This is a genomic window from Paraconexibacter sp. (genome assembly GCF_041602235.1).
Lineage (GTDB): Bacteria > Actinomycetota > Thermoleophilia > Solirubrobacterales > Solirubrobacteraceae > Paraconexibacter.
In genome coordinates, this window is the sequence record NZ_JBFIGP010000187.1 from 1 (window position 1) to 7,532 (window position 7,532).

The following is a 7,532-nucleotide window of genomic DNA, read 5'->3' on the forward strand; positions in this document are numbered from 1 at the left end:
GTGTCCTTCGGTCATCACCGCGAGCCGGGCGAGCTTCAGGTTCATCGGGTTGTCGTCCACGATGAGTATTCGTGCCCCCACGACCGCCTCCCTATCCGACCGGGACCGCGTGCTCGACGGGTCGCACGACGCGGGGCAGGACGACGTGGAACCGGGTCCCGACGCCCACCGTGCTCTCCACCGCGACCTCGCCGCCCTGCGCCTCGACGATCGAACGGGTCAGCGAGAGCCCCAGTCCCGTGCCGCCATGGCGGCGCGCGGAGCCCATGTCGAGCTGCTCGAACGCCCCCCAGAGCCGGTCGAGATCCTCCTCGCTGATCCCCGGGCCGTTGTCCTCCACGACGATGCGGAACCGGTCCTCGGGCTCGCGGGTGGCCGTCACGCTCACCGTCCCTCCCTCCGGCGTGAACTTCAGGGCGTTGGAGAGGTAGTTGAAGAGCACCTGTTTGAGCTTGCCCGGATCGAGATCGAGCGGGCTGATCGTCGGGTCCACGTCGACCTGCAGGTCGATGTTCTTGCGGACCGCCAGCGAGCCGACGACGTCGCACACCTCCTCGACGACGGCGCCGCAGTCGACGCGCTCCGGGCGCAGGTCGATCTTCCCGGCCTCGATCTTCGAGAGGTCGAGGACGTCGTCGATCAACCGGCGGAGGTGGTTGGAGCTGACCAGGATGTCGCCGAGGTACTCGCGGTGCTGATCGGAGACCGGTCCGACCCGGCCGTCGTGCATCAGCTCGGCGAAGCCGATGATGCCGTTCAGCGGCGTGCGCAGCTCGTGCGACATGGTCGCCAGGAAGTTGCTCTTCATCCGGTCCGCCGCCACGACCTGCTCGTTGCGCGCGGCGAGGTCGCGGTTGGCCTCGGCGAGGTCCGCCGACCCCTGGGCGAGGCGGCGCACGAGCGCGATCACCAAGAGGGCCAGGCCGGTGACACCGAGCAGCAGGCCCCAGCTGATCCAGCTCGAGAAGCCGCTGACGGGCGCGTACAGCCGCGCTTGCGGGGTCATGAGGACGACCGACCAGTCGGTCCCCTTCACGCGTGCCGCCGCGTAGTACGCAGCCGTGCCGCCGTAGGTGATGGCACCCGCCCCGTCGGTGGGCAGGATCGCCAGCCCCGCGATCTCGCTGCCGCTCGCGCTGCCCAGGGCGTTGCCCTCGTCGTCGACCAGGTACGCGTCGTCGTCGCTGGTCGTGCGCAGGCGGCCGAGGTAGCCGCCGAGGAACTGCTGGATCAGCACGCGGGGGAAGGACTGGATCGCGGCGCGACGACCGAGCGGCGTCTCGAACGCCGAGATGATGCTGGCCTTCCCCGGCGGGGGCGCCACGGTCAAGGCGAACGGGGCTCCGTCGAGCACCCGGCGCAGTTCGCCGCGGACGGGGATGCGATCACCGCGACGTCCGGCGGTCTTCGGCCAGGCGGCGATGACCGTCCCCGCGGCATCCAGCACGGAGAACTCCTGCCCGGGGATCGAGACCTGCTTGCGCAGGACGGCGTCGGGGATCGTCCGCCCGCTCAGCGCCGCGCGGTTCTGCGCGACCGTCGTCGATGCGGTCTGGTTGAGGATGGACTCGACCAGCGCCGCGGCGATGGACGCGCGCTGCTCGAAGCTCCTCTCGAGGTCGCTACGCCCCTTCCCCCGCGAGGTCGCGAGGCCCACCGCCAGCGCTCCGATGAGCAGAGCCGTGAGGGCTCCGGTGACCAGCACGACGCGGTGCGGTGAACGCGGCATACGACCTTCGTCGGCTCATGGGTGCACCTTCTTGAGCGATTTCTGCTCTTTGTGTGAATTTGCACGGCAACAGGGCCACAAGGGTGACGGAGGTTCTTGAGCGCGTCGTCGCGCCGGGTTGGCGCTACCGTGCTCGCCATGGCGAGCATGCCCGCACCCGCCCTGAGCGGCGTGTCGCTCGGGCCCGTCCACCTCACCGTCACCGACCTCGAGCGATCGGTCGCGTGGTGGCGGACGGCCACCGGTCTGCACCGACGCGACGCGAACGCGGGCGTCGCCGGCCTGGGCGACGCGAGGGGCGATGTCGTCCGCCTCCACGAGGATCCCGACGCGCGGCCCGCAGGCCGCCATGCCGGCCTCTTCCACGTGGCGCTGCTGTACCCGTCGCGGATGGAGCTCTCCCGGACCGTGCGGCGCATCGCCGAATCACCGATCCGGTTGACCGGCGCATCCGACCACGGGGTGTCCGAGGCGCTCTACCTGCGTGACCCGGACGGCAATGGCGTCGAGCTGTACGCCGACCGCCCTCGAGCTTCGTGGCCCCCGCCGCTGCGACCCGGCGAGCGGGTCGGCATGTTCACGGAGCCTCTGGACGTGCAGGACCTCCTGGCTCTCAGCGCTGCCGAGCCGGCGGCCGGCGCCGACGACGTCCCGACGGTCGGCCACGTCCACCTGCAGGTCGGGGACCTCGTGGCCGCCACCGCCTTCTACCGGGATGTCGTCGGCTTCGACCTGATGGCCACCTACCCCGGGGCGGCCTTCCTCGCCGCCGACGGGTACCACCATCACGTCGCCGTCAACACGTGGGCGTTCGAGGGCGAGGGCTCCCTCCCGGAGCGGACCGTCGGGCTACGGGCATGGTCCGTCGTCCTCCGTACCGCAGAGGTGCTCGCAGCCCTCCACGCCCGTGCCACGGCCGCGGGCCACCAGGTGCACGTCGGGGACGACGGATCCCTCGAGATCCAGGACCCCTGGGGGATCCCGCTGCGGCTCAGCGCCGCTTCGCGGTGAACTTCAGCTTGTAGGTGTCGCAGACCGCCCCGGCGACGATCGACTCCTGTCGGATCGTGCCGACCGCGGTGGTCGCGTTCGTGAAGCGGCCCTCGAGCGTCGTGTAGAGCGTCAGACCGCCGCTGCTCTCCTTCTTGCGGGCCTTGAACCGTCCGTCCTTGACGGTCCAGCTCAGCCCGGGGCCCACCGTCGTCGTCGTGCTCGTCGACGAGCCCGAGCACGTCTCGAGCACGTGGGCGACGAGCTTGGTGATCCGCTTCCCCTTCTTGTCGACCTTGAACTGCAGGTCGTAGCCGCGCTGGATCTTCCCCTTCGGGGCGACGAAGGTGCCCACCTTGGGTGTGGCGGCGACCGCGACGGCGGCGCTCGTGAGCAGGACGGCGGCCGCGGCGAGCGGCAGGAGGCGACGGGGCATGGGGTCTCCGGGGACGGGGCTGGACCAGACCGCGCCATCGTACGCCCTCCGACCGAGCGGGCTCGTGCTCCGTCCCGTGTCCTAGGGTTCGCCGCCATGCACGAGACCCGCCTCACCATCCGGCTGCGCTGGCGCGACATGGACATGCTCGGCCACCTCAACCAGGCCGTCTACCACGAGCTGCTCGAGGAGGCGCGCGGCGCTCTGCTCATGGAACTGGCCGAGGGGGCGACGGTGCACCACACCTACGTGGTGGTGCGGGTCGAGCTCGACTACGTCTCCGAGGTGCGCAAGGACCACGAGCAGGTCGACGTGGTCGTGCGGGTCGCGGAGGTCGGCACGAAGTCGATGTCGCTGGATCACGAGATCGTGCGGCCCGACGGCACGGTCGCCGCCCGCGGCCGGACGGTCCTCGTCGGCTGGGACGCGCAGGCCCGGACCTCGCGCCCGCTCGGCGATGAGGAGCGGGCGCGTCTGCGCGCCCGTATCGCCTAGCCGCGGAGCGCCGCGGCGGTCGCCTCGTCCGCCGGGAAGAACTGCTCGATCGCCAGCTCCGCGACCGTGATGTCGAGGGCGGTGCCGAACGCCGCGACGGTGGAGAAGAACGCGAGCTCGGTCCCGTCGGTTCGTGTCAGGCGCATCGGGACGAACAGCAGCTCGGACGGCTCGGCCGCCATCGACGGGGCCCGGTGGTCCTCGATCCCGGGGTAGCCGCGGACCTCCTCCAGCAGCGCGGCCACGGCGGGATCCGCCGACAGGAGCGCCTGCCGCTGCAGGCGCAGGATGAGGTGCTCGGCGAACTCCGGCAGGTTGCGGACCCGGGGGGCGAGCCCCTGCGGGTGCAGGCTCAACCGCATCGCGTTCGGCGCCTCGAGCAGGCTCGGGTCCACCCCGTCGGTCATGATCGCCAGCGCGGCCTCGTTGGCGAGCGCGACGTTCCAGCAGCCGTCGACGATGATCGCCGGGTAGGGGTCGTGCCCGGTGAGGAGCTGCTGCAGCGCTGCGCGCACCGGGGCCATCGCCTCCGCGTCCAGGGGTGTCTCGCGGAACGCCGGCGCGTACCCGGCGGCGAGCAGCAGGGTGTTGCGCTCGCGCAGCGGGACGTCGAGGTACTCGGCGAGGTGCAGGACGAGGTCACGGCCGGGCCTGGAGCGACCCGTCTCGACGAAGCTCAGGTGCCGGGCCGACACCGCCGCGTCGAGGGAGACGTCCAGCTGACTCAGGCGACGCCGTCGGCGCCAGTCGCGCAGCAGCTCACCGACGGTCCCGGTCGCGTTCGCGGTCTGGGGAGCGGTCGCGGTGCTCATGGTGCGCCGACCATAGCCCCGGGAGGGAGGGACGTCACTTACCTCACAGGTCATTGCGGCCCTTCCCGGCAGCCCGCAGTCTGCGTCCGTACCGTCACCGACCCTGGAGGACCGATCACATGCCTGTCACCCCCACCCGTCAGCGTCTGCGCCTGGCGACGCTCGCCGAGATCGTGCTCGGCGTGGCGCTGGTCGTCGCGCTCGTCGCCGGTGCGCCCACCTGGGAGGTGGTCGTGCTCGCCGTGCTGTTCGCCGACGCGGCGCTGTATGGCGCCTGGCTGCTGGTGCGCGCGCGCCGCGCGACCTCCACGGCGTAGGCGACCGTCGCCTCAGGCTCGCGGCGAGCTCGGCGCGCGCTCCGCGTCCGTCGAGCTCGCCCGTTCGGCGGTCGCCTCGACCATCGCGAGCGCATCTGCGGTCAGGCCGACCATCACGCGACGGAAGTCCGGATCGTCGCGGTACCGCAGCACCAGGCCGGCCCGCTCGAGCCGGCTCACCAGGGCGCTGAGCCCACCCGCAGTCATGCCGACCTCGTCGGCGAGGGCGCCGAAGCCCACGTCGCGCCCGGAGGTCCACAGTGCGACGAGCACGAGCAGCTCGTTGTTCGTCCGGGACGGCGCATCGGCACGGAGGTACCGGAGGTGGCGGAGCGCCGCGGCGTGCGCCCCCCGGAGGTCGTCGAACCGAGCTCCTCGCATGCGCAGAGCATCGTCACGGGGACCACCGGCCCATCTCGGGCGATGGGGTCGTCCTGTGGCGATCGGGGGGTCCCCCGATCGGTCAGGTCCGGTCGGCGTGCAGGGCGAGTACCCGCGTGGCGATCTCGCGGGGCGCGAGCGACTTCGACCACGCGTCGACGGCGCCGAGCTCGCGGGCGGTCGCGGCGACCTCCTCGGTGAGGCCGGCCGACAGCAGGATCGACAGCGGTGCGGGCTCCAGGCCGCGGATCTCGCGCAGCACCCCGAGCCCGTCGAGCTCCGGCATCACCAGATCCAGCAGGACGATGTCGGGGCGCAGCTGGTGCGCGAGCTGCACGCCTTCGCGGCCGTCGCCGGCCTCACCGACGACGCTCACGCCGGGATGGCGGGCAAGCACGCGCACCAACGACATCCGGTACACCGGATGGTCGTCGACGATGAGGATGCGGATCGTGGCAATGTCGCGGCCCCCCGCATCGCCGACGGTGGCGACGCTTGTCTTCGCCCCTTCGATGATCGAACGATATCCGCGACGGCGGCGAATGGAAAGCGCGCGGGCCCGTGTTCCTGCAACATCGGGTGCAGCACGGCGGCGCGGTCGGGCCCGGCGCGCCGCTCAGGCGTCGGTGCTCAGCTGTCTGCCCACCGCAGCCAGGACGGTGCTGCGTGCCCGGTGGGACTGCTCGTAGAGCTGCACCTGCGCGAGCGTCGCCGGATCGGCGACGACGAGCCGGTCGATGACGTCCGCGGCCTTCATCCCCCGGTAGCCGTCCCAGGGCTCGTCGACGTGCAGTGCGGCCCCCGCACCGTCCTGCGCCCCGGGGTCCGCGGAGCTGTAGACGACCGCCGCAGGTTCGATGTCGAGGTGCGCGGGTTGGAACTCGGGCTGCTCGGGCTGCTCGAGCTGCTCGCGTTCGGGGGCCGGTCCGGCAGCGACCGGGGGCGCGGGGGCCGCAGGCGCGGGCTCCTCGGTACGGCGGCGGTCGGCGGTCTCCACGACCTCGGTGGGTGACGGCTCGCCCTGGGGTCGCTGCGCGGTCGGGCGGGGTTCCTCGTCCCCGTCCCGGAGCCGTCCGAGCAGCGCGGATCCGGTCTGGGAGGCGGCCCGGACGCCCGTGCGCGCGGTGCTGATCAGGATCCGGCCGGTCGTTCTGAAGGGGGCGGTGAGGTCCATGACGGTCCCCTACCCGATCGCCGGTGGCGCCACACCGCAGCCCGGGGGTAGTCCTCCGCGGTGAGTCTGCGGACCGATGCGGTGGTCGATGGTCCCCGATGGAGCGATCGTGCAGCCATGCGACCTCCGGTGCTCGCGTTCACCCTCACGCTCGCCTCCGTCGTCGGCTACGTCCGGCGGGTTCGTCCCTGGGTCCTGACCTGGGGGGCGTCCCGCGATGAGGCCTCGGCCCGGCTTCCGGGGGACGAGCTGCTCGAGGACGCCGACGGGATCGCGACACGTGCCGTGACCATCGACGCACCGGCCGGCGCGGTCTGGCCGTGGATCGCCCAGATGGGTCCGGCACCCCGGGGTGGCGCCTACACCTACGACTGGATCGAGAACCTGCTCGGGCTGGACATGCACAGCGCTGACGTGCTCCTCCCGGAGTTCCAGCACCCGAGGGTCGGTGAGGTCTTCGCGCTGGGCGCCAACCGCATGCGCGTCGAGCGCGTCGAGCCCGGTCGCGTCCTGTCGTGGCGCTCGCAGGACGGCAACTGGGTCTGGAGCTTCGTCCTGCGTGAGCAGGACGGACGGACCCGGCTGATCAGCCGCAACCGCTACCGGCTTCCGACACCGGTCGCGCGGATCGGGATGCTTCCGATGGAGCCGGCCTCGCTCGTGATGGAGCGCAAGATGCTGCACGGCATCCGGGAGCGCGCGCAGCGACTGGCGCGGGAGGCCCCCGAAGGTGCGCCGCGCCTCCGCGCGGTGCCACGGCCGCAGGCGGACGAGGACGTCAGCGGACCGCCGGCGGGGTCCCGTCCTGCGAGAACGTCCGCCGCCAGGCCGCGGATCACGGGCCCCCGCCCCACGCCCACGCCGGGCCTCGGGCCCAGCGGCCGGCGGTAGCTCGATCCGGGAGCGGTCCGGCGGCGTGAGGCTCCGGGCCCGGACCGCCCGGTGCCTATCCTCGGTGCATGAGCGTGACCGCCCGACCGCTGCCGTTCGCGGAGCCCACCTACGTCCGCGATCTGGAGGGCCTGTTCGTTCCCTGGGAGGCCGAGGCGGCCGCGGTGCCCGAGCTGCTCGTCCTCAACGAGGACCTCGCCCGCGAGCTCGGAGCCGAACCCGCCGCGCTGCGCACCCCCGACGGGGTCCGGCTGCTCACCGGCACGGGTCCCGGCGTCGCCGGGCTGACCACCGTGGCCCAGGGGTA

At 72.4% G+C, this 7,532-nt stretch carries 10 protein-coding genes and 1 pseudogene; 5 read left to right on the forward strand and 6 right to left on the reverse strand.

The window, feature by feature from the left end:
* Positions 1 to 91: 91 nt before the first annotated feature.
* Positions 92 to 1,729 carry a sensor histidine kinase gene (locus tag ABYE80_RS14155; protein ID WP_372790930.1) on the reverse strand — a complete coding sequence of 546 codons (1,638 nt, stop codon included), beginning with the start codon at positions 1,727 to 1,729 and terminating at the stop codon, positions 92 to 94.
* A gap of 138 nt (positions 1,730 to 1,867) precedes the next feature.
* Between ABYE80_RS14155 and ABYE80_RS14160 the strand changes: the two genes are divergently transcribed.
* Positions 1,868 to 2,740 (forward strand): VOC family protein, encoded by an 873-nt coding sequence (locus ABYE80_RS14160; RefSeq protein WP_372790931.1) that lies wholly within the window; start codon positions 1,868 to 1,870, stop codon positions 2,738 to 2,740.
* Here the strand turns inward: ABYE80_RS14160 and ABYE80_RS14165 are convergent.
* Positions 2,721 to 3,155, reverse strand: coding sequence for a hypothetical protein (locus ABYE80_RS14165; RefSeq protein ID WP_372790932.1), 435 nt, complete (start codon positions 3,153 to 3,155; stop codon positions 2,721 to 2,723). The genes ABYE80_RS14160 and ABYE80_RS14165 overlap by 20 nt on opposite strands.
* 96 nt (positions 3,156 to 3,251) lie before the next feature.
* On the opposite strand from ABYE80_RS14165, the gene ABYE80_RS14170 reads away from it, so the two are divergent.
* Positions 3,252 to 3,650 (forward strand): acyl-CoA thioesterase, encoded by a 399-nt coding sequence (locus ABYE80_RS14170; protein ID WP_372790933.1) that lies wholly within the window; start codon positions 3,252 to 3,254, stop codon positions 3,648 to 3,650.
* Here ABYE80_RS14170 and ABYE80_RS14175 read toward each other — a convergent pair.
* Entirely contained in the window at positions 3,647 to 4,462 is an 816-nt protein-coding gene (locus tag ABYE80_RS14175) for a helix-turn-helix domain-containing protein (protein ID WP_372790934.1), read from the reverse strand. The genes ABYE80_RS14170 and ABYE80_RS14175 overlap by 4 nt on opposite strands.
* A gap of 119 nt (positions 4,463 to 4,581) precedes the next feature.
* Here ABYE80_RS14175 and ABYE80_RS14180 point away from each other — a divergent pair, with 119 nt between their 5' ends.
* Positions 4,582 to 4,779 carry a hypothetical protein gene (locus ABYE80_RS14180; protein ID WP_372790935.1) on the forward strand — a complete coding sequence of 66 codons (198 nt, stop codon included), beginning with the start codon at positions 4,582 to 4,584 and terminating at the stop codon, positions 4,777 to 4,779.
* 12 nt (positions 4,780 to 4,791) lie between these two features.
* Here ABYE80_RS14180 and ABYE80_RS14185 read toward each other — a convergent pair whose 3' ends face one another.
* From ABYE80_RS14185 to ABYE80_RS14195, 3 genes are all read right to left on the reverse strand, one after another.
* Positions 4,792 to 5,160 (reverse strand): MarR family winged helix-turn-helix transcriptional regulator, encoded by a 369-nt coding sequence (locus ABYE80_RS14185; protein ID WP_372790936.1) that lies wholly within the window; start codon positions 5,158 to 5,160, stop codon positions 4,792 to 4,794.
* A gap of 82 nt (positions 5,161 to 5,242) precedes the next feature.
* Positions 5,243 to 5,704, reverse strand: coding sequence for a response regulator (locus tag ABYE80_RS14190; RefSeq protein ID WP_372790939.1), 462 nt, complete (start codon positions 5,702 to 5,704; stop codon positions 5,243 to 5,245).
* Positions 5,705 to 5,776: 72 nt separating this feature from the next.
* A complete protein-coding gene (locus ABYE80_RS14195; RefSeq protein WP_372790937.1) occupies positions 5,777 to 6,334 on the reverse strand; it encodes a hypothetical protein in 558 nt (185 codons plus the stop codon).
* 117 nt (positions 6,335 to 6,451) lie between these two features.
* Between ABYE80_RS14195 and ABYE80_RS14200 the strand changes: the two genes are divergently transcribed.
* Entirely contained in the window at positions 6,452 to 7,225 is a 774-nt protein-coding gene (locus tag ABYE80_RS14200) for an SRPBCC family protein (RefSeq protein ID WP_372790938.1), read from the forward strand.
* A gap of 68 nt (positions 7,226 to 7,293) precedes the next feature.
* A pseudogene (locus ABYE80_RS14205) lies at positions 7,294 to 7,532 on the forward strand (hypothetical protein); the annotation flags it as partial.